The following is a 25245-nucleotide window of genomic DNA, read 5'->3' on the forward strand; positions in this document are numbered from 1 at the left end:
AAATAAAGGAGGAGGCCGCAGGCCGGGGGACATTCGCGGAGAAAGGTACCCCGTCGGCGGGTGCGCCGCCCTGAACAGCAGCGTCACCAAACAAGCCCCATCAACCAAACAGAATCGCAAACAAAACTCGAGACCATCGACATGAAAACATCTCCCCTTGCATTGCTGAACGACCCGACCCTCCTGAAGACAGATGCGCTGATCGCCGGCGAATGGATTCGGGGCAAGAGCCGCTTCGATGTGAACGACCCGGCCACCGGACAGAAGCTGGTCGATGTTGCCAATCTCATGCGGGCGGACGCTGCCCTGGCCATTGCCGCGGCCAACAAGGCGCTTGCTGCCTGGCGCGGCAAGACGGGCAAGGAGCGCAGCATCGTGCTGCGCAAGTGGTTCGACCTGCTGGTTGCCAATACCGAAGACCTGGGCCGCCTGATGACCGCGGAGCAAGGCAAACCCTTTGCCGAGGCCAAGGGGGAGGTGGCCTACGGCGCGAGTTTCATTGAATGGTTTGCGGAGGAGGCCAAGCGCGTCAACGGCGAGGTGCTGCCGCAGTTCGACAACAACCGGCGCTTGCTGGTCATGAAGCAGGCCATCGGCGTTTGCGCCGCCATCACGCCATGGAACTTTCCGCTGGCCATGATCACGCGCAAGGTGGCACCGGCGTTGGCCGCGGGCTGCACGGTCGTCATCAAGCCGGCGGAGCTCACGCCGCTTACTGCACTGGCCGCGGCCGAGCTGGCGGTGCGTGCGGGCATTCCGGCCGGCGTTCTCAATGTGCTTACGGCAGACAGCCAGAACAGCATTGCCATCGGCAAGGAGCTGTGCGAGAGCGATGTCGTGCGCCACCTGAGCTTCACCGGCTCCACCGAGGTCGGCCGCATCCTCATGAGCCAGTGTGCGCCCACGGTGAAGAAGCTCTCGCTCGAGCTTGGCGGCAATGCGCCCTTTTTGGTGTTCGACGATGCCGATGTCGACTCGGCGGTCGAGGGTGCCATGGCCAGCAAGTACCGCAATGCCGGCCAGACCTGCGTGTGCGCGAACCGGCTGTATGTGCAAGATGGCATCTACGACAGCTTCGTCGAGAAGTTTGCGACCAAGGTCAAGGCGCTGAAGGTGGGCAACGGCTTTGACGAGGGCGTGGTGCAGGGGCCGCTCATCGAGGATGCGGCCGTTGAAAAAGTGCAGCGACACGTCGACGACGCGATTGCCAAGGGCGGCAAGCTGCTGGCCGGCGGCCACAAGATCGAGGGGCAGTTCTTCGAGCCGACGGTCATTGCCGAGGCCACGCCGGACATGCTGTGTGCAAAGGAAGAAACCTTTGGCCCCTTTGCGCCGGTGTTTCGCTTCAAGACCGAGCAGGACGCCATCGATGCCGCCAACAACACCGAGTTCGGCTTGGCGAGCTACTTCTATACGCGCGACGTGGGCCGCATCTTCCGAGTGGCGGAGGCGCTGGAGTACGGCATGGTCGGCATCAATGCCGGCGTGATCGCCACGGAGCACGTGCCCTTCGGCGGCGTGAAGCAGTCAGGCCTTGGGCGCGAAGGTTCGCACCATGGCATGGACGACTACGTCGAGATCAAGTATCTCTGCCTGGGCGACATCCAGAAATAAGAGAGAGAAGTAGGCCCAGGCGACCGGCTACGCGCGCAGGCGGCGCGTGCCGGTCGGGAGGCCGGCCTTACTTGGCCTTGGTGTCCAGGCGCTTCTGCATTGCCGCAGCGCGCTCGCTCGACGGCGGGTGCGAGCTCAGGATCGAGCTGCCCGAACTGCCGCTGCTCAGCGCGGCGAGTTTCTGGAAGCTGCTCACCAGGCCCTTGCGCTCAAGCTTGCGTTCCGTCAGCAGGTCGAACGAGTAGTTGTCGGCCGCGCTCTCTTGCGTTTGGGAGAACTGGGCGTTGATGAACTTCTCGCCGAGGTCGCCCGCTTGCGATTGCGACAGCTGGCCCACGACACCACCGGCGGCGCTGGCAAGGCCGCGGACAGCCGAGGCTGCGTACGCGGTTTGCATGCGCGACTTGGAATGGCCCAGTGCCACGTGGCCGATTTCATGGCCGATGACGCCGCGCAGCTCGTCGTCGTTCATCAGGTCCATCAGCCCGCTGTACACGCGGATGCAGCCGTTGGCCATGGCCCAGGCGTTCACGTCCTTGGTGAGGTAGACCTTGTAGTTGGCCGTCTTGCCGTTCACGCTGGTGGGCATGGCGCGCACCACCTGGTTCAGCCGTGTGGTGTAGCGGCTGTTGGCGGGTGCGACTTCGTTCTTCTGGTCCATTGCGGCGCAAGACTGGTCGGACATCGTTGCAATGTCCGCGTCGGTCAGCGACATGGCCTTGTAGGCCGAGCCGCCGACTTGCGCGAGAGCGCCGGTGTCTGCGCCCTTCATGGCTCCACAGCCCGCGAGGGCGGCAGCCATGATGACGGAGACGGCGATCGGTAGTTTGAGATGGTGCATTGGAGCTCCCCTTCTTATGAATATTAAAAGTCAGTGCATCAAGCTGGCCGCGCTCCGGCACCCGACTTTGCATCGGTGCGCTGCGCGTCAGCGGGCGCCATCATAGGTGAGCAAAAGCGACTGGAGCCATTGCTTTTTAACTGCGTCGCTTCTTGTAATTCTTTCGTTGGACGGCTGTGGACTAATTCCCGCATCGGTCTTGTTGCTGTTCTCCCGGCCGATACAATTCCCGCATGTATCGGGTCCGCCTGTTCGTTCTTTGGGTCATGATGATCGCCGTGCCGTTCCAGGGGTACGCGGCGGTAGCCATGGCCTTTTGCACACCGGACCACGGCGGTAGCCATGCGGCTGCAACGGCCTCGGCCGAACACTCGCACGGCGGCAATGGGCATGCGGACCATCACGCCAAGGCCCAACAGCAGGACGAAGCCAAGCAATCCGCGGACGACAGCGCCGGCAACACCGCCAGCGCCGAGCCCGACGCAATGCACAAGTGCGGCACCTGCGGCGCATGCCACGGCACCGCCCTGATCAGCACGCCGCAATTCGCGGTACTCCACGGCCTGCCCCGCGCAGACCTGGTGGAGCCTCCCCTCGCGATGGCCACGCTCGAGCCTCGCGTTCTCGACAAACCTCCTCGCGCCTAACGCGTTCGTGTGGGTGCACGCGCGCCTGTGACCTGGTCACGGGCCGCAGCTGCCCTGCCGCGAACGCTCATGCATCGCTGCGCCGCGCCCATTTCCGGGCCGCATTGGCGCACTCCGTTCATGAACACGTTGCGAGGACTCCATGTTCCATCCATTGCCGGCCCGTTGGCTGGCTGTATTTCCCGCCATGGCGGCGTTGGCTGCCATGGCGCAGCCCGCGCCCGGCGCAGCGCCGGAAGCGGCGCCCGCCGCGCTGACCTACAGGTCCGCGCTCGAGGGCTACCGGCCTTTCACTGACGAAAAGCCCATTCCGTGGAAGGAGGCCAACGAGACCGTGCGCCAGCGCGGCGGTTGGCAGGCCTATGCCAAGGAGGCGGCGGGCGGCAATTCGGCAGGGGCCGAACAACCGGCCAAGGGCAAGACGGAAGACCCTGCCGCGCACCGGGGCCACACGATGCCTATGCCGCCCAAGGAGCAGCAGCCATGAAGCCCGCTCTTCGCCTGGGCGCCGCTGCATTCGCGGCCACGCTGCTGGCAGGCTGCGCCTCGGTCGGTATCGACGATGCGCTGCAGGACACGAACACCAGCGCCCGGCAGTTCACAGGCGGCAAGCTCGAACTCAGCCGCACGCAAGAGCAGCGGGACCGCCGTTTGGCGCTCACGCAGGAGCTGCTCTCCAAGCCGCTGTCGCAGACCGATGCGGTGCAGCTCGCTCTGGCCAACAGCCCCTCTGTGCAGGCCCTGGTCGCGCAGAGCTGGGGCGACATTGCCGCGGCCAACCAGTCGAGCCGGTTGCCGAATCCGGTCTTCACCTTCGAGCGCATGCGCCTGAACAGCGAACTCGAGCTTGGCCGGCTGCTGTCGTTCGGGCTGGTGGACCTCATCCTGCTGCCGCAGCGCCTGTCCATCTCGCGGAGCCAGGCCAGCCAGGCCAAGTTGCAGCTCACCGGCGCCGTGGTCGACCAGGTCACGCAGGTCAGGCAGGCCTGGGTTCGCGCCGTGGCGGCGCAGCAGACGCTGCACTATGCCGAACAGGTGAACCGCTCGGCCCAGGCCAGCGCGGAGCTTGCGCGCCGCATGCAGCAGATCGGCAACTTCAGCAAACTGCAGCGCGCGCGCCAGCAGGTCTTCTATGCCGATGCGACCACGCAGCTGGCTTCGGCGCAGCACGCCGCCACGGCCGCGCGCGAGGAACTGGTTCGCGCGCTGGGCCTCGACGATGCACAGGCCGCCAGGCTGGCCCTGCCGGAACGTTTGCCCGATTTGCCCAAGACGCCGCGCGAGGCGAAGGAAGTGGCCAGCACGGCGGCCGAGCAGCGTCTCGACGTGCAGCTCGCGCGTGCGCAGCTCGACGTGGCGGGCAAGTCGCAGGGCATCAACCTGCTGTCGACCTTCGTCGACGTGGAGGTGGGCGGCCGGCGCGACACGGTCTTCGACAACGCCGAGGGCACCCGGAGCACGCGGCGTGGCTTCGAGCTCGACATGCGGTTGCCGCTGTTCGACTGGGGCTCGGCCCGGCGCGATGCGCTGAACGCGCAGTCGCTGGCCGCGGCCAACCGCTATGACGCCACGGTGCGCGGCGCCTCGTCGCAATTGCGAGAGGGCTACTCGGCCTATCGCACGGCCTACGACATCGCGCGGCACTATCGCGACGAGATCGTTCCGCTGCGCCAGGCGATGGCCGACGAAAACGTGCTTCGCTACAACGGCATGCTGATCGGCGTGTTCGAACTGCTGGCAGAAGCGCGCGACCAGGTTGCCAGCGTGGCCAACGCCATCAACGCCCAGCAGCAGTTCTGGCTGGCCGACGCCGCCCTGGCGGCCTCGGTCATCGGAAAGCCCGTGGCCATGGGTGCCCCCGCAGCCGGTTCAGGCGGCGAGGCCGCCGCTGCAAGTGCCGCCCACTGAGCGCGCACGCTCATCAACCCATTGAACGACATGACCAACAGACGCAACTTTCTGGGTGGCGCGGGTGCCATCACCGGCGCCCTGGCCGCGGCGAGCGTGAGCAAGGTGGCAATGGCCGCCTTGCCGGAGCCCGTGACCCGCACCACGCCCGACACCATGCCGCCGCTCGCGCCTTCGAGCGGGCGGCCCTACAACCCCGTGGTCACGCTCAACGGCTGGACCCTGCCTTGGCGCATGAACAACGGCGTGAAGGAGTTCCATTTGGTGGCCGAGCCCGTGGTGCGCGAAATGGCGCCCGGCTTCAAGGCCAACCTGTGGGGCTACAACGGCCAATCGCCCGGCCCGACCATCGAGGTGGTCGAAGGCGACCGCGTGCGCATCTTCGTGACCAACAAGCTGCCCGAGCACACCAGTATGCATTGGCACGGGCAGCGCCTGCCTAACGGCATGGACGGCGTCTCCGGCCTGACGCAGCCGCCCATCCGTCCGGGCAAGACCTTTGTCTACGAGTTTGTCGCGCGGCGGCCCGGCACCTTCATGTACCACCCGCATGCGGACGAAATGACGCAGATGGCCATGGGCATGATGGGCTTCTGGGTGACGCACCCCAAGGCCGAGCATCCGCTGATCGAGAAGGTCGACCGCGACTTCGTCTTTTTGCTCAACGCCTACGACGTGGAGCCCGGCAGCGCCACGCCCAAGATCATGACGATGCTGGACTTCAACCTGTGGTCATGGAACAGCCGCATCTTTCCGGGCATCGACTCGCTCAACGTGAGGCTGAACGACAAGGTGCGCATCCGCATCGGCAACTTGACGATGACCAACCACCCGATGCACCTGCACGGGCACGAGTTTCTCGTCACCGGCACCGATGGCGGCCCCACCCCCAGGAGCACGCGCCAGTACGAGGTGACCACAGACGTGGCGGTCGGCCAGATGCGGCAGATCGAGTTCCTGGCCGACGAGGAGGGCGACTGGGCCTTTCATTGCCACAAGAGCCATCACACCATGAACGCGATGGGCCACGACGTGCCCACGATGATCGGCCTGGACCACAAGGACGTAGCCAGGCACATCACCAATCTTGTGCCCGACTACATGGTGATGGGCGAGCGCGGCATGGCCGACATGGCCGAGATGGAGATGCCGATTCCCGACAACACGGCGCCCATGATGACGGGCCAGGGCCCGTTTGGCTCCGTGGAGATGGGCGGCATGTTCAGCGTGGTGAAGGTGCGCAAGAACCAGAAGCCGGGCGACTACAGCAACCCCGGCTGGTTCAAGCACCCCAAGGGCACGGTGGCCTACGAGCTGGACGGCCCGCCGCCCGAGCCTGCGCGCCAGCGTGGCGCAGGCGCGGCCGCCATGCCCGCGCGGAACATGCCGGCCAGCAACATCGAAGTGCAGGTCCGCAAGCCGGGCAAGGCCAGTTCCGGCCATGCCGGGCATTGATTTTTATCGAAAGGAAAACCATGAAACACACGCTTCGCCATATCGTTCTCGCCGCCTTCTCCACGTTGGTGGCCGCAGGCGCCTCGGCCGCCGGCAACCACGCCGGCGGCCATGGGCACGACGCCGATGCCGCCATCGGCAAACCCGGCATTGCCGCCAAGGCCACGCGCACCGTCAACGTCGACATGACCGACTCGATGCGCTTCACGCCGGCCGACATCACTGTGAAGCAGGGCGAGACCGTGCGCTTTGTCGTCAAGAACTCCGGACAGCTGAAGCACGAGCTCGTGCTCGGAACCGAGCAGGAACTCAAGGAGCACTACGAAGCCATGAAGAAGAACCCCGAAATGGAGCATGCCGATCCGAACATGGTGACGCTGGCCGCGGGCAAGACCGGCGAGATCGTCTGGCAGTTCACCAAGGCCGGCAAGGTCGATTTCGGCTGCCTGCAGCCGGGCCACTACGACGCTGGAATGAAGGGCGCCGTGAAGGTTGCCAAGGCCGCCAGGTAAAAGAGGAAAGGAGAACCCAGATGCCGAACATTCGTATCGCACTCGCAGCCTTCGTTGCCGCGCTTTCATTCACTGGTGCAGCGGCCGCGGCGGAACTTGCCGACGGTGAGATCCGCAAGGTGGACAAGGACAACAAGAAAATCACCATCAAGCACGGCCCGCTGACGGACCTGGACATGCCCGGCATGACCATGGTTTTCGGCGTCAAGGAAGACGCCTTGCTCGACAAGGTGAAGACCGGCGAGAAGGTGCGCTTCCAGGCCGAGAAGATCGACGGCAAGTTCGTCGTGACCGCGATCGAACCCGCGCAGTGAACGGCGGTTCAACCGGCCATTGAGCGGCACGCTGCCGCGCACTCCCGGCATGCCTTGGCGCATGCCTGGCAGTGCCCGGCCTTGTGTTTGGCGCATTCTTCGCCGCAGGCCTGGCAGATGTCCGCGCACAGGGCGCAGATGGACTTGGCATGTTCGCTGCCGCGCGCCATCGCGGCGGCGGCAAACTGGCAGGCGGCCGCGCAGTCGATGTCCAGCGCGATGCACTTGGCCATCATGGCGACATCGCTTTCCTTCAGGCAAGAGGCCGCGCAGTGATTGCACGCCGTGGCGCAGCCGTTGCACGCTTCAATGCATGCGGCATAGGTTTCATGTGGCATTGCTGACTCCTTCGGGCGTTCCAGAAAATGCTCTTCCCCCGATCGGTTGCATGTGTAGGAAGACGGCCCACCGGCTCGTGAGGCGGCGGCGATGCATGCCGCCTCCGCGGCGTGCAACTGCTGGCGGCGCCGACGCTCTCACCGGCGGTTTTCCTACGCGGCGGACGCGTCCGCCGAAGAGCATCCCGCTGTGACTTCGGTTGTTTCTTTAACGCGGGAGCATTTCGCATGAGCACTCACCTACGCAGCGACGCCCCCACCATGTCGATGTGACGGGTGCCACGCAATTGATCCGCCATCAGCGCATTGCCGCGAACGGCATCGGCTTTCACCTGGCGACTTGCGGGCCGGAGGACGGGCCCGCGGTGGTCTTGCTGCACGGCTTTCCGGAGTTCTGGTACGGCTGGCGGCACCAGATGGAGCCGCTTGCCGCTGCCGGCCTGCGCGTGATCGTGCCGGACCAGCGCGGGTATGGCGAATCGGACAAGCCCGGCGGCATCCGCGCCTATGCTCTCGATACGCTGTCCGACGATGTGTGCGGCATATGCAGCCAGCTGGGGCACGAGCGCTTTGCGGTCGTGGGGCATGACTGGGGCGGCATCGTCGCATGGCATCTCGCCGCACGGGAGCCGGCGCGGCTGAGCCGCCTTGCGATCCTGAACGCGCCGCATCCGGCCACGTTGGCAAGCTATGCGCTCACCCATCCGCTGCAGGCCGTGCGCAGCGCCTACGTCGGGTTCTTCCAGATGCCGTGGCTGCCCGAGATGGCGCTGAGCGCCAACGACCATGCGCTGCTCGCACTGGCGCTCACCGGTCGAAGCCCGCCCGGTACCTTCGACGAGGCGGCGCTGGTCAGGTACCGCGAGGCGTGGTCGCGGGAGGGCGCACTCAGCGCCATGCTCAACTGGTACAGGGCAATGCCGCTCGCGCGGCCCGAGGGCCGGCGCATCGAGATTCCCGTGAAGGTTCTGTGGGGCGATGAAGATCCGGCGCTATCGAGCGGCCTGGCCGAAGCGGGCGCGGCATTCTGTGACACGTGCGAAGTGGTGCACCTGCCGCGCGCCACGCACTGGCTGCACCACGAGATGCCCGAAGAAGTGAATGCGTCGCTGGTTGCGTTCCTTGCCGAGACCTGAACGATCAGCGCATTGCTGAGCCGAGCGACAACGATTGGGCCGCGTCCAGATGCGAGCGCAGGGCTGGCAAGGTCTTGCTCGCCCAGGCCCGCAGCTCGGGGTCGCGAAGCTCGCGGCTTGCGCGCTCGAAGAGCGCAATGTCCCCCTGGTGGTCTTCGATGCCCACGATGCGGATGTACATGCGGTCGAACTCGCTGCCCGAGGCCGACGCCAGGCGGTCCAGCTTCGTGCGCTTGTCGCGCGGGAGCACGCCGGGCAACCGCATTCCACGGGCGCGCACCAGGTCCATGAGTTCGTTGTTGGCACGCGTGTGGTGGTCGACGAGCATCTGCGCATAGCTCCGCACCTGCGGGCTCGCGGCGCGGTACATGGCCAAGCGCGATGCCTGCACCTCGTAGCGTCCGTTGGCTGCCGCCGCGGTCACGAACTGGGGGTCTTGAAGGCTGCTCGCGCGGAAAGTGGCCGGTGCCGAGCCTGGGTCTGGCGGAGCCGTGCACCCGCCGGCGAGCGCGGCAAGGCAAACAAGCATCAGGGCACGCGGGTGCGTTTCGAGCGTATTCAATGGTTCTCCTTGCAGCCCGGCAATCGCGGGCCTTCGCCTCGGCGAGACGAGGCCAATCTAAGTCCTGCGCGCGGGCTGCCGTGTCGGACGCTACCTGCATCTGTAGCCTGCCAACAACTTGCGATCGCCGCATCGGTAAGTCTTTCCGGTGCCATTGCATCGAGAACCGGCGCCTCTTCATCAAGGCCGCAACTCATCAATTCCGGCGCGTGTAAAGTGACATCCCGTGAAATTTTTCACACGAAGTAAGCAGTGCCCGGAGCGGCATTGCGTTGGATCGGCAGAGCACAGGGGCAGCGATGGAGCTCATTCCGCAAGGGCGCTACTTTCACAAGGGATGGGAGATCGCCTTCTTCTCAGAAAAGGCGGCGAGCGGAGGCCAGAGCGCCGGCGTGGCCGAAGTGCGCAAGGAAGGCGAGCTTCGCTGTTCGCTGCTTTCCACAGGCATTTTCGAAAGCCGGAACAAGCTGTTCGAAAACCTCAAGGCACGCGGCATCCGGTGGATCGACGAGCACGAAGCCAGGGGAGACGTTGTCGCCTATTGGGAGGGATCGGAGGGACCCGGCTCATGAGCAAAGACCTTGGCTCGTTGCCGCCCGAAGTCTTGCAGAACCGCGTCGCGCAGAAGCCCGCGGTGCTTCTAGTGCCCGGATGGGACGACAGCAAGCACGAGCAGTACGACCGCATCAGCGCCGCGCTGGAAGAGCAGGGCTGGCTCATGCGCCGCGTCGAGTTTCCGGGGGACCGAAGCCAGGACGGCTCGCGCAATGAAATGAACCGCGACCAGCACCTGAAAGAACTCGTTGCGGCATACGACGGCCTGGTGGCGCAGCAGGTGGTCGAGGGAAGGGCCGTCGCATTCATCGGCTTCAGCTATGGCGGCTATCTTGGCGCGCTCCTGAGCGCTCAAAGGCCGCTGCAGTGGATGGCGCTGCGCTCACCCGCGCTGTACCGCGACGAGGACTGGTTCGTTCCCAAGGAAGAGCTGGACAAGGGCGAGCTCGACCACTACCGCCGCAGCGTTCGAGGCCCCGAAGACAACGCCGCGCTTGCCGCGTGCGAGGCCTTCTCCGGCGACGTCTTGCTGATCGAATCCGAAGACGACGAAACGGTGCCTCATCCGGTGGTCAAGAACTACAAGGCGTCGTTCAGGAATGCGAGGTCCTTCGACTACCGCCTTCTCGAAGGGGCGGACCATGAGCTGTCGAGCAAGGCGGCGCAGAGCCGGTTCATCGATGAGCTGTTGCGCTGGATGAACCAGGTCACCGGCGGCGCCGCCGCTGCGCTACCGTAAGCGTCAAGACTTCCGGCGCTTCAGGAAACCCGGCGCGTTCTCGCCCTTGCCGGGCTGCGCCTCGTCGTCGGCCATGTCTCTTGCCTCTTCCGGCGCGGTCGATTCATCCAGCTCGAGGTCGTTTGCGCGTACCTCGGCCTCGAGCGGCAGCTTGCCCGGCGTGAGAGGCGCGGATTCCGCCGGCGTGGCGGACGTTTGCTTCCGATTCATGACTGGTGCTCCTGCTGTTTCGGCAGCGCCCATCCTGCTGCAGTTCGCGCGGCGGCAGGTCGGACGGAAAGTGCACGTGGTGCAGGCGCCGTCCTGCGCAAGAGTGCAGCCGGAATCAACCTACAGCAGTGTGGCGCGCATGCCGAGTCCGAAGCGCATGGGAGTCTGCAACATGAAGAACGGTTCTCGTTCTTTTCCGTTCTTTCAATCCCGTTTGCCTAAGGAGCCCCACGCATGTTCTCTCACAACAAGCGACTGCAATACACCGTGCGCGTCAGCGAGACCAATCCAGGCCTTGCCAATCTCATGCTCGAACAGTTCGGCGGCCCGCAGGGCGAGCTCGCTGCCGCCTGCCGCTATTTCACGCAGGCCGTGGGCGAGGACGACCCGGGCCGCAAGGACATGCTGTTCGACATTGCCACTGAAGAGTTGAGCCACCTGGAAGTCATCGGCACCATCGTCGCCATGCTCAACAAGGGGGCCAAGGGCCGCCTCGCCGAAGGAGTGGATGCGGAGGCAGAGGCTTTCCGCAGCATCACAGGTGCGGGCAACGACAGCCACATCACACAGGTGCTCTATGGCGGCGGCCCTGCGCTGGTCAACTCGGCGGGCGTACCCTGGACAGCCGCCTACATCGACACCATTGGCGAGCCCACGGCTGACTTGCGCTCCAACATCGCGGCGGAGGCACGCGCCAAGATCGTGTACGAGCGGCTCATCAACCTGACGGACGATCCCGGCGTGAAGGAGGCGCTGGGCTTTTTGATGACGCGCGAGATCGCGCACCAGAAGTCGTTCGAGAAGGCGCTCTACGCAATCCAGCCCAACTTTCCGCCGGGCAAGCTGCCCGGCATGCCTGAGTTCACGAAGGTCTACTTCGACATGTCCAAGGGCGGCGAGGTGCGCGGGCCCTGGAACCAGGGCGAAAAATGGGAGTTCGTCAGCAAGCCCGAAGAGCAGATGGCGGTGGACGGCGGCTCCGGCGAACCGACCGTGCAGCTCACCGCCGAAGACCAGGCAGCGGTGGAAGCCATGGCCACTCGCACGGCTTCAGACCCGACCAGCAACCCGCCCACGGGCGCGGAGCTGGGCATGTCGGACGACGCCATCCTCGACGAGCTGGCAACCGAACTGGGCAAGCCGAAGGTCTGACCGCAAGGCCGCAGCCAGCGCGCAACGCGAGCTTCATCGTGCAGGCTCGGTCCGAACCCATCGCCGATACGGTCGTTGTCGGCGGTGGTCCGGCCGGGCTCATGGCGGCGATCTACCTGGCCCGCTTCCGCCGCTCGGTGGTGCTCGTCGATGCGGGCCAAAGCCGGGTCGAGAAGATTCCGCGCTCGCACAACTATCCCGGCTTTGCCGACGGAATCTCGGGTGCGAAGGTGCGCGACATGCTGCGTGCGCAGTTGCGCGGCTACCCGGTCCGCATCGTCGAAACCTTTGTCGAGCGGGCAGAGCGCACGCCGGACGGCTTTCGCCTGGCAACCCAGGAGGGACCCATCGCGGGCAGGCGGCTGCTGCTTGCCACCGGCGTGACGGACATTCCACCCGCCATGCCGCACGTGCGCGCCGCACTGGACGCCGGCGTGCTGCGCTATTGCCCGGTATGCGATGCCTACGAGGTGATCGGCAAGACCGTCGGCGTGTATGCCAACGGCCCGGCCGGCGTGGCGGAAGCGATCTACCTGCGTCACTTCAGCGCCGACATCACGCTGTTCATGGCGCAGGGCGGACCCGGCCTTGCTGCGGAAGAGCGGCGCCGCCTGGCTGATGCCGGCATCCGCTGGAACGATGCACCGGTCGAATCCATACGAAGGAACGGCGAACGCGTCGAGCTGACGCATGCAGGCACCCACACGCTGTGCGACACGCTCTACTGCGCGCTGGGCCTGACCGTGCACTCGCAGATTGCAGTGGCGCTTGGCGCATCGGTCGACGACACGGGGTACGTCCAGGTCGATGCCCACCATGCGACGACCGTGCCCGGCTTGTATGCGGCGGGCGATGTGTCCACCGGCCTCAACCAGATTGCTGTGGCCATGGGCGGCGCGGCCATTGCGGCTTCGGCCATTCACCGCGAACTCGGACCCGACTGGCCGGCGCGTGCCGGCACTTGACGCAATGTGGGCGCTGTCCGACGAGTCCTGTGGGTCTCAGCTTGCGCGGCGTACTCACTCGGCGCAGATGCTGGCGCCGTATTCAAGAAGGAGCAACCGATGCTGGCAATGAACTACCGCGGCCCCTACCGGATTCGCGCGGTGCACAAGCCCGAGCCCGAGATCGAACACCCCGGCGACGCCATCGTGCGGGTGACGCGCTCATGCATTTGCGGGTCCGATCTGCACCTGTACCACGGCCTGGTGCCCGACACGCGCATCGGCTCCACCTTCGGGCATGAGTTCACGGGCGTGGTCGAGGAGGTGGGCTCGGCGGTGCAGCACCTGAAGCCGGGCGACCACGTGCTGGTGCCTTTCAACATCTTCTGCGGCAGCTGCTACTTCTGCCAGAAGGAGCTCTACAGCAACTGCCATTCGACCAACCCGGAGGCCACAGCGGTGGGCGGCATCTTCGGCTACTCGCACACGGCGGGCGGCTACGACGGAGGGCAGGCCGAATACGTGCGCGTGCCCATGGCAGACGTGGGGCCCACGGTGATTCCGGCCGACATGGACCTGGACGATGCCGTGCTGCTGACCGACGCACTGCCCACCGGCTACCAGGCCGCCGAAATGGGCGACATTCGCGACGGCGACACGGTCGTGATCTTCGGCGCGGGGCCGGTCGGCATCTTCGCGGCCAAGTCGGCCTGGCTGCTGGGCGCGGGCCGCGTGATCGTGGTTGACCATGTCGACTACAGGCTGGAGTTCGTGCGCTCGTATGCGCAGTGCGAGGTGATCGACTTCAAGCAGGTGGGCGACATGGCAATCCACATCAAGAAGATGACCGACGGCCTTGGTGCCGATGTGTGCATCGACTGCGTGGGCTGCGAGGCGGCGGGCAACTTTGCGCAGACGCTGCTGGGCGTCAAGCTCAAGCTGCAGGGCGGTGCGGCCACGGTGCTGCACTGGTGCATCAATTCGGTTCGCAAGGGCGGAACCGTATCGATCGTCGGCGTCTACGGGCCCACCTTCAACGCGGTGCCCATCGGCAATGCGGTGAACAAGGGGCTCACGCTGCGCATGAACCAGGCCAGCGTGAAGCGGCATCTGCCGCGCCTTATCGAACACATCCAGGCTGGCCGGCTGGAGCCGCGCCGCGTGATCTCGCACCGCATCGACCTGCGCGACGTGGCCGACGCGTATCACATCTTCTCGAGCAAGCTCGACAACTGCATCAAGACCGTGCTGGTGCCGCCAGGCATGGTGCGGGAAACGACCACCGCCGCCGCGAGCCTTTGATTGACGGGAGCGCACCAATGAACATGCCAGATCCTTCGAACACCCGTTCGCCGTCGCCCAGCCATGCGCACATCATCGGCTGGGGTGCCGACCTCGACCCCGCCATGCGCCCGGCCTACCCCAAGGAGCGCACGCCGCCGCGGCTGCCACACCCGGTGGAGCCGCCGGAGCAGCAGCACTCGCATGCCGAGGTGCTTCACTCGACCGAGCGCCCCGGCATCACGCCCATCTTCGGGAGCACCTTGCCGCCTTCGGGCCTGAGCGGCCGCTTGCGGCGCGTGGCGTTCCGGCATTCGGAAAACGACCTCCGGCACTGGCTCATGCTGCTGCTGGCCGACCGGGTGCAGATGGGCGAGGGCCTGATCGAGGACATCTCGCGCGGGCACGTACCGAACGTGTATGCCGAGATGGGCGGCCGCGCCGAGCTCAGGCACAACCCGATGGGCGCCGCGCGCAAGGCCGCCATCGGCGTGGCGGTGCTGGCGCTCGTAGCCATGGCGTTCAAGGGGCGCAGGCGGACTCGCCGGCTGCGGGGCTAGGCGGCTGCTTCAGGAGGCAATCAGGGCGTTTCCTGCCCCTCGGCCTGCAGCCTCCAGAGTTCGGCGTACACGCCGCCGAGCGCGATGAGTTCGTCCGGCGTGCCGTCTTCGACGACGCTGCCATTGACCAGCACGATGATCCGGTCGAAGTTGGCCACGGTCGAGAGCCTGTGCGCCACGGCCACCACCGTGCGGCCGTGCATCAGCCGCCCCAGCGCCGCCTGTATTTCCGCTTCGGAGCGGCTGTCGAGCGCCGAGGTGGCCTCGTCCAGCAGCAGCACTGGCGCATTCTTCAGCATGGCCCGCGCAATGCTGATGCGCTGCCGCTGGCCGCCCGAAAGGCGCGCGCCGCGTTCACCCACGATGGTGTCGTAGCCGTGCGGCAGGGCGCGTATGAAGTCGTCGCACAAGGCATGGCGCGCGGCGGCCACCACCTGCGCATTGGTTGCATCGGGGTTTCCGTAGCGCAGGTTTTCCATCACGCTGCGGTGAAAGAGCGACACATCCTGCGGAACCACGCCGATCGCGTCGCGCAGGCTGTCTTGCCGCACCTGTGAAATGTCGACGCCGTCGACCATGATGCGGCCATAGGTCGGGTCCATGATGCGTCCGATCAGCCGGATGAAGGTCGACTTGCCTGCGCCCGAAGGCCCCACAACGCCGAGCCGCTGCCCCGCCGGAATGACCAGGTCCAGATGCTCGAAGACCGGCCGCTCGTCGTTGTAGGCAAAGCCCACGTCGTCGAAGACGATGGTGCCGGCGCGGGGCAGGAAGGGCGGCGCATGCGGCTTGTCCGAAACCTCGTGCGGCACCGTCACCACGTGCAGCATTTCGGCAATCACGCCGAAGTGCTGCGAAGCATCGACCAGCGACAGCGCAAGCTCCCGCGAGCCGTGCAGGATGCGAAAGGTCAGCGCACTGATCAGCACCACGTCGCCCGCCATGTTCTCGCCCGCGCGCCAGGCCTCCACGGCCCAGATCAGCATCGAGCCCGCCATGAGCCACATGCACACGTCGTGGAAGGCGCGAGCCTTCTCCAGAAAAAGCCAGCTGCGGCGCTGGGCCTGCGCCTCCAGGCCAAAGGCTTCGCGCAGCCGCCGGTACTCGCGCTGGCGCGCCGAAAACGCCATGACGGTGAAGATGTTGGAGACCACGTCCACCAACTCGCCGCCGACCTGCGACGCCTTTTCGGCAAAGGCCTGCTGCAGGGGCCGCACGCGGAGCCCGAAGAAATACATGAAGCCCGCCACCACCGCCACAAAGGCGATCAGCGTGAGCGCCATTCGGATGTCGATGGTGCACAGCACCACCACCGCGCCCAGAAAGTCGACGCAGGGGGGCAGGATCTTCCAGATGAGCGTGCCAAAAATGGCGCCGGTGGCGCCGGCCGTTACCGTGATGCGGTTGCCCAGCGAACCCGCGAGGTGGCGCGAGAAATATTCGAGTGAATGGCCCGAGAGATGGCGGAACAGGTCGAGCCGCACGTCCACGCCCGTGCGCACCACGGTCAGGCAGCCGAGCCAGCCGCTCAGCCGCCAGAAGGCGCTTTCGGCGCCGATCAGCACGATGAACAGGCCGAGCCATTGCCACACCGAGCGTGAGGTGCGGTCTTCGCTGGCCATCGTGTCGACGATCAGCTTCATGCCGTACTGCACGCCCACCGAGCATGCGGCGGCGGCAACGATCAGCGCGAGCAGCGCGCCGAAGGCCCCCCGCCGGCGCTGAACGTAGTGCCACAGGAAAGCAATGGGCCGGCCCGGCAGCGGGGAGGCGCCGGTTGTGGCCGCGGCGTTCAGGCTGCCACCGCCACGGCCGGTGGCGCCGGGTTGGCATTCAGGCCGAGCGCCGCTTCCGCCGCCTTGCGCCCGGCCACGAAGGCGTGGTCGGAGTTGTAGTACTCCCATTCGCTGTAGCGGCCCGCCAGCAGGATGTCGGCTTCGGCCAGCCAGTTGCGAATGGCTTGCACATGCGCCGCGCGCGCATGGTCGTACACCACGTAGGCACAAGGCATGTCGACTTCGTTCGCGGCAAGAAGCTGGTCGTCGGGCCGCAGCAGCCCCACGCGCACGCAGTCGTCGAAGCAGCGGCGCACCAGCGCGTCGCCCTCGGCCGGCAGCGGCTTCAGCGGCGAATAGGTGATCTCGCAGGTCAGGCCGAAACCGCCCGGCGCGTTGCAATGCGGGCTGGCGTTGCCCTGCACGAAGATGCGGTGGAACACCGTGTCCTCGGGGTAGTAGATCCAGTGCTTGTCGGTGATGTTCTCGCGCGCCACGCCCAGGTTGACGCAGCGCACCGACACATGGCGCAGGTGGCGGGCGGCCTCGCGCACGAACGCCGGCGCCTCCGCGCCGATGGCCTCCACCAGCCGGGGCAGCGGCATGGTGCTGATCAGCGTGTTGAACGACACGGTACGGCCGTTGTCGAAAGTCACCGTCTTGCGCGAGGGCGACACGGCGGTCACCCGTGTGCCAAGCGCCAACTCTCCTTCGAGCAGCGGCAGGAAGCCGTTCATCAGCGCCTGGAAGCCGCCGCGCAGCGGGTAGCCGAAGCGCGCGTTGGGGCCGACGGGCTTGCGCACGGGTTGCAACGCGCCCTCGATCATTTCTTCCAGGTCGGGCAGCGGCACGCGTCCGCCGAGCCAGGAGGTTTCCATCTCGCTGAGCGGCACGGCCCATAGCTTGCGGTTGTACGGAATGGCAAAGTGCTTGGCCACGCCTTCGCCCCAGACCTTGTAGATGAACTCCTCGAAGTTGCGAGGCGGTGTGGCGGGCGTTGCCGCATGCGGCATGGCTGGCGCAGGGCTCTCCAGCGCGGCGGGTGGCGCCGCCGCGCGCGAAGGGCCGGTGGGCGAAACGCGCAGCTCCGGCTTGCCGATGCTGCCGAAGCGTGCCTCGATGGCGCCGATCAGGCATTCCTTGAGCACCGGCGGCGGCAGGCCGTGCAGCGCCGACTGGAAGGGGTAGCGCGTATAGACCGACTTGCTGTAGATCCAGGCTTCGCGGTCTTGCCAGTGCACGTTGTCGCCGAGCAGGCGCTTGTACAAATCGAGAACGTACGGATCGTTGGAGAACATGATGTGCCCGGCGTAGTCGAAGGTGAAGCCCTTGTCTTCGACCGAGCGGCACCATCCGCCGACGGTTGCGTTCTGTTCGACCAGCAGGCTGCCGCGGCCCGCGTGCAGCGCGGCGGCCAGGCCCGTGGGGCCGGCGCCCAGGATCACGGTGGCATACGCATCGGCCATTCCGTCGGCCTGCTCGTTTGCGGCCGGCGCCAGCGTGATGGGCGCGATCGTGCTGCTGGTGCCGTGCTCCTGCGGGGGCGCTTGCCTCGTGCGCTTCTTTTCGTCTTCCTTCTCGATCAGCGACGCCATCTCGTCGGCGGTGCGGTCCCATGACGTAGACCGCACGATCGCCTCGCACGCGCTGGCCTGCCGTGCCTGCTCTTCAGGGCCGCGCGTGAGCACGGCTTCGCATGCTTCGACGAAGGCTGTGCTGCCATGGGCAATGGACACCACGCCTGCATAGGGGCCGACCACGTCGTGGATCGGCGTGCTGACCACCGGGCGGCCGGCCGCCATGTACTCGAGCGTCTTGGTGGGGCTGATGTAGCGCGTGGCCTCGTTCAGCGCAAAGGGCATCAGGCACACGTCCCAGCCGCCGATCAGCGCCGGCAGTTCGTCATACCCGCGCTGGCCCAGCCAGTGGATGTTGGGCCGCTGCGGCAGCGTGGCGGGGTCTATCTTCACCACCGGGCCGACGGCCACGATCTGCCAGTCGGCATGCGCGTCGGCCAGCGCGGCAAGAATGTCCAGGTCGATGCGCTCGTCGATCACGCCGCAATAGCCCAGCCGCGGGCGGCCGATGCCGGCCTGGGCCTCATGCCCCCGGTGGTCGCCAGGCGCGCGTGCGAAGTGGGCCGCGTCCACGCTGCTCGGAAAGCAATGCACGCGGGGGTGCCGCTCGCGCTTCGACTCGTACAGGCTCTGGCCTCCGGTAAACACCAAGTCGGCTGCCTGCAGCAGGGCGCTCTCGCGCTGCAAAAGCTGGCGCGGCGCGTGGCGAAATGCGGAGAGCTCGTCCATGCAGTCGTACACCACGCCGGCGGGGGACAGCCCAGCGGCCAGCGGCATGGCCATGGGCGTGTAGAACCACAGCCAGTAGTCATCGATGGCCGCTTCGCCCAGGTATTCGGCAAGCAGCTTCTGCAGCTGCGGAATGTGGTCGTCGTGAAAGCCCGGCGCACCGGCGGTGAGGTGCGGGCGCAGCACCACCACGCCTTCGCAGGGCGAGAGCATCTCGAGCACCGGCTGGGCTGCGCCCGGCATCGGCTCTTCGACGAACACCACGGGGAAGCGGTGCGCCAGCCGCGAGAGCAGCTGCTGCGGGCGCTGGTAGACGAAGTTCCAGCGCAGGTGGGAGAAGACGATCAGGTGGGTCATGGGCTTTCCTGGAGTTGAAGGCGATGAAGAAGGAGGTGCTTCGGTGCCGGCCAGCAGGGCCTGCCAGTGCTCCAGGCGGCGAGCCGACGGGCGGTGAAGGGTTCGCGCGCCCGTGCGTTCGTCCACGTCCCACAGGCCGCTACGGTGCCAGGCGCGGGCGTCTTCCCAGTCGGGGCGGTCGATGAGCGGGTACAGGCAGATGCCTTGCAGCGGTACTCCGGCCGTCTTGCAGCGCATGGCCAGCGAGCCCACTTCGTCGATCCACTGCGCGCGCCCATCGCCGACATGGCCGGTCTCGGCGATGAACACGGGGCGGCCGTAGCGCTCGCACACCTCGGCCACCATGGCCACGGGATCGCGGCGGCGCGCATCGCGCAGGTGCCAGTGGAGGCGCTCGTTGGTCGGGTGCTCCCACTGGTTGTTGTGGTAGTAGTTGAGGCCAAGAACATCCAGGTAGCGGGGTGCGCCGCCAAGGCCCGGTTCGAGCCGGCCGCAGAGCATGTCCCAGGCCTGGTATTGCGCGGCGGAAAGCGCGCGCACCTCCTCGGCCCATTCGGGCTGGTCGCCCGTGGGCACGATGTGGATGATGGGATCGGTGTGCACGATGCGCGCATCCGGGCAGGTGGCCCATAGCGCATCGCAGGCCTGCAGCGCGGCGCGCGCAAGATTGCACTTGAGCTCGTAGCCGCGTTCGGGCGAGTCGGCCTGGAACGGATGGATCAGCGGCGTGCTGCTGGCGGCCCAGCTCAGGAAGGAGATCTCGTTGACGGGCTGGAAGAAAAGCGGCTCGCCATCGCTGCTGTCTTTCAAGGCACGCGCAACCTGGTCGCAGAAGCCGGCAAGGCGCGCGGGAAAGTCGCGCGAAAACATGTCCACGCCGTCCGGCACTCCGTAGTGGTGAATCGTCCAGATGACCTGCAAGCCGAACTTGCGGGCGGCCTCTGCGGTGCGTGCGAGGCGTGCCATTTCAGCGCCGGGCCCTGCCGCGGCGCTTGCGCGCCAGCCGATGCTCTCGCGGATGGTGCGAATGCCGAAGCGCGCAAGCTGGGCGTAATCCTCTTCGAGCCGCTCCCAATGACCATTGCTGCGGTTCATCAGCACCTGCTCGCCGCGGCTGTTCACATGGTCGGCACCTTCGAAGCCTCCCATCCAGAACGAGCGGAACAGTGGCTTGGCGGAGGGCGGCTGCGGCTCGCTGCGTTCTTGCGAAGGCGGTACGGCTGTGTTCAAGGTGGCTCTCTTCGTGTCGAGTGAACGCCGAGCTGGCGCGGCTCCTGTGCAGGGCAACGGCCATGCCCGCGTGCGCGCGCATCGGCCCGGCCAGAGGACCAGCGCACGTCCGCAGCATTTGCGGCAATTTGTGCCGCCATGCAGTCAGCGCGCCGCGCCGACACGCCGCGTGGGCGCGCTCTCACAAGGAGGCTGCCGCGCGGCAGGCAGATTGGCGGCGGGCCATGCAACAGAGGAGAAGCAAACTGGAGAAGACCACGCAGCAAGAAAAATCTGAACGGCCCCGCGTCCGCAAGAAGCGGGCTGCGCCGACGACAGACGCCGGCGTAGACCGGGTGCTTCACGAAGTGTTCGGCCACGAGCGCCTGCGCCCCGGGCAGCGCAGCGTGATCGACAGGGTGGTCGCGGGCGAATCGACGCTCGCCGTCATGCCCACGGGCGCCGGCAAATCGCTCTGCTACCAGGTGCCCGCGGTTCTCGCGTCCGGGCAGACGGTGGTGGTCTCTCCCTTGATCGCGCTCATGAAAGACCAGTGCGAAAAGCTCAACGCCAAGGGCGTGCGCGCCGTGCAGCTGAACAGCCTGTGCGCCGCCGACGAGATCGATGCGGCGGAAGCAGCCATTGCCGACGGCTCCGCGCGCGTGATCTTCAGCACGCCGGAACGATTGGTGGACGCTGCCTTTCTGAAGCTGCTGCAGCAGCGGGCAACATCGTTGCTGGTCGTCGACGAGGCACATTGCATCTCGCAGTGGGGGCACGACTTTCGGCCCGCCTTCCTGGAGATAGGCGCGGCGGTGCGCGCCCTGCGCAAGCCGGTGGTGCTGGCGCTCACGGCCACCGCCAACGACGAGGTGGCCGAAGAGATCATGGAGAAGCTCGGCATCCCGCACGCGGGCCTGATCGACACCGGTGCCTACAGGCCCAACCTGCACTACACCGTCGAGCCGATGATGCGGGAGGAAGACAAGCTGCAGCGTGCGCTGGCGCTGGTTGCGGGCCTCGAAGGAAGCGGCATCGTCTACACCGCCACGGTGAAGGCGGCCGAGTCGCTTGCCGCCAGTCTTGCGGATGCGGGCGAGTCGGTGGGCCTGTACCACGGCAAGCAGCGCTCGGGCGAGCGGCACGCGGCGCAAGACGCGTTCATGGCCGGCAAGCTCCGCGTGATGGTGGCCACCAATGCATTCGGCATGGGCATCGACAAGCCCGACATCCGCTTTGTGCTGCACTACCAGATGCCGTCGAGCCTGGATGCCTACTACCAGGAGTCGGGTCGCGCCGGCCGCGATGGCGAGCGCGCGGATTGCGTGCTGCTCTATCTGCGGCGCGACAAGGCCGTGCAGCAGTTCTTTCTGGCCGGCTGGTTGCCCGAGGTGCCCGAACTGCGCGCGCTGCAGCAGGCCTTGTCGAGCCCGCCTCCCGCGGCCGAAGGTTGGACGGCGGCAGAGCTCCAGCAGCGCGCGCGCCTGCCGCGCGGCAAGCTTCGCGTGTTGCTGAGCCTGCTGCGGCAAGAGGGCCTGCTGAAGCGCAACAGCGAGGGCCTGCTGCGCTGGGCAAGAAAGCAGCCGCTCGAAGACGCCGAGCTCGACGCGCTGCTGAACGGCCACCGCGAAAAGCGCGAGCAGGAGCGCGAGGCGCTGGAGCGCATGACCTTCTATGCGACCACCGGCATGTGCCGATGGCAGGTGCTTCTTTCGGGATTGGGGAGCGACGAGCTCGCGCAGCGCTGTGGTGCCTGCGACAACTGCGTGCGCCTGGCCAGGCACGAGCGGGCGCAGGCCGCGCGAGATGCGCAGGCGGAACCAGTGGCCGAAGAAGAAGCCGGCGCCACTTCGCCGCGTGTCGCCTTTGCAAAAGGCGATTCGGTGCGCGTTCCGCGCTATGGCGTCGGGTCCGTGGCAAGTGCCGATGCGGTCTCCGTCACCATCGAATTTGCGGATGGCAGCCAGCGCTGCTTCCAGCCCCAGTTCGTGCGTCCGGTGCTTGCGCGGCGGGCGAGCCGGGCGGCGCAGCGTCTGGTAACAGGCCGTGCGAGCCAGCGGTGAGAATCGATGAATGCATCAAGCAAGCAATCTTTCCATTTCGCGCTTCAACAGGTTCGCACTCCTGGCCGCATCGGCGGCCGTTGCCGCATTGCTGGCCAGCTGCGCATCCGCTCCACCACCCGCTGCCGCAAAGCCGCCCGCATCGGCAACCGATGCCCGGCCCGCAACAGCACTTGCGACATCAGGAGCGGCTGGTGCGGAAGACCAAGCAGCCGAACAGCGGTTCGCAAAGTGGGTGGATGATTTCCGAGCCACCGCCCGCGCGGAAGGCATCAGCGACGCCACGCTGAAGAGCGCGTTCGATCAGGTCCAGTACTTGCCGCGCGTGATCGAACTCGATCGCGCCCAGCCCGAATTCACGCGCACCGTCTGGGAGTATCTGGACAACGCCGTTACGCCGCAACGCGTGGCAACGGGGCAGGACAAGCTCCTGCAGGTTCGCGCCGAGGCCGATGCAGCCGCTGCGCGCTACGGCGTGCCGCCCGCGGTGATCGTCGCCATCTGGGGCATGGAAAGCAACTACGGCGGCAACTACGGCAATACCCCGGTTGTCGACGCGTTGGCCACGCTCGGCTTCGAAGGGCGCCGCGAAGATTGGGCCAAACGCGAGTTGCTGGCGGCATTGAAGATTCTCGACAGCGGCGACATCGCGCGCGAGCGGATGATCGGTTCCTGGGCCGGCGCCATGGGCCAGACGCAGTTCCTGCCCTCCAACTTTCTGGCCTATGCGGTGGATGCCGACGGGGACGGGCGGCGCGACATCTGGGGCAGCATGCCCGATGTGGTGGCTTCCACGGCCAACTTTCTTTCGCGCTCCGGCTGGCAGGCCGGCGTGCCGTGGGGTGTTGAAGTGCGGCTGCCGCCAGGCTTCGACTACGGCCGCGCCGATACGTCGGTGCGCCAGTCGTCCGCGCAATGGGCGGGCGAGGGGCTGCGCGCGATCGACGACCAGCCGCTGCCGGAGTTTGCCGAGGCGACGGTGCTGCTGCCCGCGGGAGCACGCGGGCCGGCCTTCTTGATCGGGCCGAACTTTCGTGCCGTTCTGCGCTACAACAACTCGACCAACTACGCACTCGCGGTCGGCCTTCTTGCACAGCGCCTGGGCGGTGGGCCGGGCGTGCAGGCGCCATGGCCGCGTGATCTGCCGGCGCTCTCGCGCAGCCAGATGGTCGAGCTGCAAACTGCGCTCAACCAGCGCGGCTTTGCAACCGGCGCCGCGGACGGTGTGATGGGCCCCGCCACGCGCGAGGGGCTGCGCCGCTACCAGCGCAGCGTCGGCCTGCCGGCAGACGGCTATCCGAGCGCGGAGCTGCTGCAGCGCTTGCAACAGCGGTAGCCTGATCCGACGCGATTGACGGGCCGCGGAACATGCCCGTTAAACTGGCATCGGGTGCGAGGCTGCTTTCCATGGCGTCGCAGGTTCATGCGCAGGTCGGGCCGCCGCGCGGATCAGTCACGCCAGCTTCATGCAAGAACCCACCATCCAGTACATCGCCGCAGGCCTCTTTGCCGTCGCGCTCATCCATACCTTTGCCGCCAAGCAGTTCGAACGGCTGTCGCACCGCTTTCCCCGCCATGCGGGCCTGTTCCACCTGCTGGGCGAGGTGGAAGTCGTCTTCGGCTTCTGGGCCATCGTGCTCGTCATTGCCATGGCCCTGGTGGTGGGCGGTGGCCCGGCGCTCGGCTATGCGGAATCGCGCAACTACACCGAGCCGCTCTTCGTCTTCGTGGTGATGGTGGTGGCCGCTTCACGGCCCGTGCTGCGCACGGTGATGTCGGGTGTGAGCCTTGTCGCACGGGTGCTGCCGGTGCCCACGCCCATGGCATCGGCCTGGCTCGGCCTGGCGGCCGTGCCGCTGCTGGGCTCGCTCGTCACCGAGCCGGCGGCCATGACCATTGCGGCGTTGATGCTCGCACCGCAGATCTTCCGGCCGCAAGTGCCTGAGCCGGTGAAGTACCTGGCGCTGGGCGTGCTGTTCGTCAACATATCGATCGGCGGCACCCTCACGTCGTACGCCGCGCCGCCGGTGCTGATGGTCGCTTCGACATGGCAGTGGGACAGCGCGTTCATGCTCGCCACCTTCGGGTGGAAGGCCGCCGTTGCCGTGCTCGTCAACGCAACCGTGGCCACCTTCGTGCTGCGCAAGCACCTGAATGCTGCGCCGTCGGCGGCCGATGCCGAAACGCCCGTGCCGCCCGCTGTGGCCCTGGTGCATCTGGTGCTGCTCGCCGGCATTGTGCTGTTCGCCCATCATCCGGTGGCGTTTCTCGGGCTCTTCCTGATGTTCCTCGGGTACACGCAAGCGTACGAACGCCACCAGAGCCCGTTGATCATCAAGGAGGCGCTGCTCGTCGGTTTCTTTTTGGCCGGGCTGGTGGTGCTGGGCGGCATGCAGCAGTGGTGGCTGGAGCCGGTGGTTTCGAGCCTGCAGCCGCTGGCGCTGTTCTTCGGTGCGCTGGGACTCACGGCCATCACCGACAACGCGGCGCTCACCTACCTGGGCTCGCTGATTGCGAACATCTCGGACGAATCCAAGTACATGCTGGTCGCCGGTGCGGTGGCCGGCGGCGGCTTGACGGTGATTGCCAACGCGCCCAACCCGGCGGGCGTGGCGTTGCTCAAGCGTGGCTTCTCGGACGAAACTATCGGCGCCGGTGGCTTGCTGCTGGGTGCGCTCGGGCCGACGGTGGTAGCCGCTGCGGCGTTCATGCTGCTTTAGCGCAACGGCCGCCCGGCGCGTGAAGATCGGCAGCGGTGTGATCGCGC

The 25245-nt window shown here is 66.6% G+C and carries 23 protein-coding genes; 17 read left to right on the forward strand and 6 right to left on the reverse strand.

Going from position 1 to position 25245, the window contains the following annotated elements:
• Positions 1–135: 135 nt before the first annotated feature.
• Entirely contained in the window at positions 136–1614 is a 1479-nt protein-coding gene (locus tag V9L20_RS20815; RefSeq protein WP_337298128.1) for an NAD-dependent succinate-semialdehyde dehydrogenase, read from the forward strand.
• A 67-nt stretch (positions 1615–1681) separates the two neighbouring features.
• On the opposite strand, the gene V9L20_RS20820 is transcribed toward V9L20_RS20815, so the two are convergent.
• Positions 1682–2455 (reverse strand): M48 family metalloprotease, encoded by a 774-nt coding sequence (locus V9L20_RS20820; RefSeq protein ID WP_258504248.1) that lies wholly within the window; start codon positions 2453–2455, stop codon positions 1682–1684.
• Positions 2456–2688: 233 nt separating this feature from the next.
• On the opposite strand from V9L20_RS20820, the gene V9L20_RS20825 reads away from it, so the two are divergent.
• The 6 genes from V9L20_RS20825 to V9L20_RS20850 all read left to right on the forward strand — a co-directional run bounded on the left by V9L20_RS20825 (position 2689) and on the right by V9L20_RS20850 (position 7291).
• Positions 2689–3102: a hypothetical protein gene (locus tag V9L20_RS20825; protein WP_337298041.1), complete on the forward strand. Its 414-nt coding sequence runs from the start codon at positions 2689–2691 to the stop codon at positions 3100–3102.
• 142 nt (positions 3103–3244) lie between these two features.
• On the forward strand, positions 3245–3589 hold the full coding sequence (locus V9L20_RS20830; protein WP_337298042.1) for a hypothetical protein: 345 nt from the start codon (positions 3245–3247) through the stop codon (positions 3587–3589).
• A complete protein-coding gene (locus tag V9L20_RS20835) occupies positions 3586–5010 on the forward strand; it encodes a TolC family protein (protein ID WP_337298043.1) in 1425 nt (474 codons plus the stop codon). Before V9L20_RS20830 ends, V9L20_RS20835 begins: the two co-directional genes overlap by 4 nt.
• A 30-nt stretch (positions 5011–5040) precedes the next feature.
• On the forward strand, positions 5041–6465 hold the full coding sequence (locus V9L20_RS20840) for a multicopper oxidase family protein (protein WP_337298044.1): 1425 nt from the start codon (positions 5041–5043) through the stop codon (positions 6463–6465).
• A gap of 20 nt (positions 6466–6485) precedes the next feature.
• Entirely contained in the window at positions 6486–6977 is a 492-nt protein-coding gene (locus V9L20_RS20845) for a cupredoxin domain-containing protein (RefSeq protein ID WP_337298045.1), read from the forward strand.
• Positions 6978–6997: 20 nt separating this feature from the next.
• Complete coding sequence (locus tag V9L20_RS20850; protein WP_337298046.1) at positions 6998–7291, forward strand: copper-binding protein; 294 nt, start codon at positions 6998–7000, stop codon at positions 7289–7291.
• A gap of 8 nt (positions 7292–7299) precedes the next feature.
• On the opposite strand, the gene V9L20_RS20855 is transcribed toward V9L20_RS20850, so the two are convergent.
• A complete protein-coding gene (locus V9L20_RS20855) occupies positions 7300–7527 on the reverse strand; it encodes a four-helix bundle copper-binding protein (RefSeq protein ID WP_443098614.1) in 228 nt (75 codons plus the stop codon).
• A 371-nt stretch (positions 7528–7898) separates the two neighbouring features.
• Here V9L20_RS20855 and V9L20_RS20860 point away from each other — a divergent pair, with 371 nt between their 5' ends.
• Entirely contained in the window at positions 7899–8765 is an 867-nt protein-coding gene (locus tag V9L20_RS20860) for an alpha/beta fold hydrolase (protein ID WP_337298048.1), read from the forward strand.
• A 4-nt stretch (positions 8766–8769) separates the two neighbouring features.
• Here the strand turns inward: V9L20_RS20860 and V9L20_RS20865 are convergent, their stop codons facing one another.
• The gene (locus V9L20_RS20865) at positions 8770–9327 is read right to left on the reverse strand and encodes a DUF4142 domain-containing protein (protein ID WP_337298049.1); all 558 of its coding nucleotides are present in this window, start codon (positions 9325–9327) and stop codon (positions 8770–8772) included.
• Between the two features lie 299 nt (positions 9328–9626).
• On the opposite strand from V9L20_RS20865, the gene V9L20_RS20870 reads away from it, so the two are divergent.
• Positions 9627–9899: a hypothetical protein gene (locus V9L20_RS20870; RefSeq protein WP_337298050.1), complete on the forward strand. Its 273-nt coding sequence runs from the start codon at positions 9627–9629 to the stop codon at positions 9897–9899.
• Entirely contained in the window at positions 9896–10621 is a 726-nt protein-coding gene (locus V9L20_RS20875) for an alpha/beta hydrolase family protein (RefSeq protein WP_337298051.1), read from the forward strand. Before V9L20_RS20870 ends, V9L20_RS20875 begins: the two co-directional genes overlap by 4 nt.
• A 3-nt stretch (positions 10622–10624) precedes the next feature.
• Here the strand turns inward: V9L20_RS20875 and V9L20_RS20880 are convergent, their stop codons facing one another.
• A complete protein-coding gene (locus V9L20_RS20880) occupies positions 10625–10831 on the reverse strand; it encodes a hypothetical protein (protein WP_337298052.1) in 207 nt (68 codons plus the stop codon).
• Positions 10832–11065: 234 nt separating this feature from the next.
• Between V9L20_RS20880 and V9L20_RS20885 the strand changes: the two genes are divergently transcribed.
• The 4 genes from V9L20_RS20885 (at position 11066) to V9L20_RS20900 (ending at position 14768) form a co-directional block, all read left to right on the forward strand.
• Positions 11066–11983, forward strand: a complete 918-nt coding sequence (locus tag V9L20_RS20885; protein WP_258504264.1) for a manganese catalase family protein — start codon at positions 11066–11068, stop codon at positions 11981–11983.
• A 38-nt stretch (positions 11984–12021) separates the two neighbouring features.
• The gene (locus tag V9L20_RS20890) at positions 12022–12948 is read left to right on the forward strand and encodes an NAD(P)/FAD-dependent oxidoreductase (protein WP_337298053.1); all 927 of its coding nucleotides are present in this window, start codon (positions 12022–12024) and stop codon (positions 12946–12948) included.
• Positions 12949–13047: 99 nt separating this feature from the next.
• Positions 13048–14229 (forward strand): zinc-dependent alcohol dehydrogenase, encoded by a 1182-nt coding sequence (locus tag V9L20_RS20895; protein ID WP_337298054.1) that lies wholly within the window; start codon positions 13048–13050, stop codon positions 14227–14229.
• 17 nt (positions 14230–14246) lie between these two features.
• On the forward strand, positions 14247–14768 hold the full coding sequence (locus tag V9L20_RS20900) for a hypothetical protein (RefSeq protein WP_258504267.1): 522 nt from the start codon (positions 14247–14249) through the stop codon (positions 14766–14768).
• A gap of 20 nt (positions 14769–14788) precedes the next feature.
• On the opposite strand, the gene V9L20_RS20905 is transcribed toward V9L20_RS20900, so the two are convergent.
• A complete protein-coding gene (locus V9L20_RS20905; RefSeq protein WP_337298055.1) occupies positions 14789–16672 on the reverse strand; it encodes an ABC transporter ATP-binding protein in 1884 nt (627 codons plus the stop codon).
• Complete coding sequence (locus V9L20_RS20910) at positions 16561–20436, reverse strand: FAD-dependent oxidoreductase (protein WP_337298056.1); 3876 nt, start codon at positions 20434–20436, stop codon at positions 16561–16563. The genes V9L20_RS20905 and V9L20_RS20910 overlap by 112 nt, the downstream gene beginning before the upstream one ends.
• Before the next feature lie 224 nt (positions 20437–20660).
• Between V9L20_RS20910 and V9L20_RS20915 the strand changes: the two genes are divergently transcribed.
• The 3 genes from V9L20_RS20915 (at position 20661) to V9L20_RS20925 (ending at position 25198) form a co-directional block, all read left to right on the forward strand.
• Positions 20661–22478: a RecQ family ATP-dependent DNA helicase gene (locus V9L20_RS20915; RefSeq protein WP_337298057.1), complete on the forward strand. Its 1818-nt coding sequence runs from the start codon at positions 20661–20663 to the stop codon at positions 22476–22478.
• 10 nt (positions 22479–22488) lie between these two features.
• Entirely contained in the window at positions 22489–23814 is a 1326-nt protein-coding gene (locus V9L20_RS20920; protein ID WP_337298058.1) for a lytic murein transglycosylase, read from the forward strand.
• A gap of 130 nt (positions 23815–23944) precedes the next feature.
• Positions 23945–25198 (forward strand): putative Na+/H+ antiporter, encoded by a 1254-nt coding sequence (locus V9L20_RS20925; RefSeq protein WP_337298059.1) that lies wholly within the window; start codon positions 23945–23947, stop codon positions 25196–25198.
• Positions 25199–25245: the final 47 nt, after the last annotated feature.

Origin of the sequence: Variovorax sp. CCNWLW225, from assembly GCF_037204045.1 — a bacterium.
Classification (GTDB): Bacteria; Pseudomonadota; Gammaproteobacteria; order Burkholderiales; family Burkholderiaceae_C; genus Variovorax.

Bases quoted from the DNA above. Each gene is read 5' to 3' on its own strand.
- V9L20_RS20820 (WP_258504248.1), bottom strand. From the start codon at position 2,455: ATGCACCATCTCAAACTACCGATCGCCGTCTCCGTCATCATGGCTGCC.
- V9L20_RS20900 (WP_258504267.1), top strand. From the start codon at position 14,247: ATGAACATGCCAGATCCTTCGAACACCCGTTCGCCGTCGCCCAGCCAT.
- V9L20_RS20875 (WP_337298051.1), top strand. From the start codon at position 9,896: ATGAGCAAAGACCTTGGCTCGTTGCCGCCCGAAGTCTTGCAGAACCGC.
- V9L20_RS20895 (WP_337298054.1), top strand. From the start codon at position 13,048: ATGCTGGCAATGAACTACCGCGGCCCCTACCGGATTCGCGCGGTGCAC.
- V9L20_RS20925 (WP_337298059.1), top strand. From the start codon at position 23,945: ATGCAAGAACCCACCATCCAGTACATCGCCGCAGGCCTCTTTGCCGTC.
- V9L20_RS20885 (WP_258504264.1), top strand. From the start codon at position 11,066: ATGTTCTCTCACAACAAGCGACTGCAATACACCGTGCGCGTCAGCGAG.
- V9L20_RS20880 (WP_337298052.1), bottom strand. From the start codon at position 10,831: ATGAATCGGAAGCAAACGTCCGCCACGCCGGCGGAATCCGCGCCTCTC.
- V9L20_RS20835 (WP_337298043.1), top strand. From the start codon at position 3,586: ATGAAGCCCGCTCTTCGCCTGGGCGCCGCTGCATTCGCGGCCACGCTG.
- V9L20_RS20840 (WP_337298044.1), top strand. From the start codon at position 5,041: ATGACCAACAGACGCAACTTTCTGGGTGGCGCGGGTGCCATCACCGGC.
- V9L20_RS20830 (WP_337298042.1), top strand. From the start codon at position 3,245: ATGTTCCATCCATTGCCGGCCCGTTGGCTGGCTGTATTTCCCGCCATG.
- V9L20_RS20920 (WP_337298058.1), top strand. From the start codon at position 22,489: ATGCATCAAGCAAGCAATCTTTCCATTTCGCGCTTCAACAGGTTCGCA.
- V9L20_RS20855 (WP_443098614.1), bottom strand. From the start codon at position 7,527: ATGATGGCCAAGTGCATCGCGCTGGACATCGACTGCGCGGCCGCCTGC.
- V9L20_RS20915 (WP_337298057.1), top strand. From the start codon at position 20,661: ATGCAACAGAGGAGAAGCAAACTGGAGAAGACCACGCAGCAAGAAAAA.
- V9L20_RS20845 (WP_337298045.1), top strand. From the start codon at position 6,486: ATGAAACACACGCTTCGCCATATCGTTCTCGCCGCCTTCTCCACGTTG.
- V9L20_RS20825 (WP_337298041.1), top strand. From the start codon at position 2,689: ATGTATCGGGTCCGCCTGTTCGTTCTTTGGGTCATGATGATCGCCGTG.
- V9L20_RS20905 (WP_337298055.1), bottom strand. From the start codon at position 16,672: ATGGGAGTACTACAACTCCGACCACGCCTTCGTGGCCGGGCGCAAGGC.
- V9L20_RS20870 (WP_337298050.1), top strand. From the start codon at position 9,627: ATGGAGCTCATTCCGCAAGGGCGCTACTTTCACAAGGGATGGGAGATC.
- V9L20_RS20850 (WP_337298046.1), top strand. From the start codon at position 6,998: ATGCCGAACATTCGTATCGCACTCGCAGCCTTCGTTGCCGCGCTTTCA.